The sequence below is a fragment of the Dyella ginsengisoli LA-4 genome, assembly GCF_000334915.1.
Classification (GTDB): domain Bacteria; phylum Pseudomonadota; class Gammaproteobacteria; order Xanthomonadales; family Rhodanobacteraceae; genus Dyella_A; species Dyella_A ginsengisoli_A.
In genome coordinates, this window is sequence record NZ_AMSF01000091.1 from 1 (window position 1) to 299 (window position 299).

Here is a 299-nt window from a genome sequence, read left to right on the forward strand (position 1 = left end):
GGCACGCTGGCCACCGGCGCGCTTACGGCGACCAGTCATGGCGCGCTGAACCTCGGGCACGGCAGCGTTGGCGGCAACCTGGTCGCGACCAGCAACAACGGCACGATCACCGAAGGCAGCGGCGGCGTGCAGGTGACGGGCACCAGCAACCTGCAGGCAGGCACCGGTGCGATCACCCTGACCGACGGCAGCAACCACTTCACCGGCGCGGTGACGGCCGCGGGGCAGGGCGTGTCGCTGGTGGATGCGGGCAACCTCACGGTGGCCTCGCTGAACAGCGGCACCAACGGCACGGTGAA

At 70.6% G+C, this 299-nt stretch carries 1 protein-coding gene; it reads left to right on the top strand.

Annotation, left to right across the window (positions count from 1 at the left end):
* Positions 1 to 299: hypothetical protein (locus C693_RS22260; protein ID WP_043599349.1), on the top strand; the 299-nt coding region annotated here is incomplete at both ends.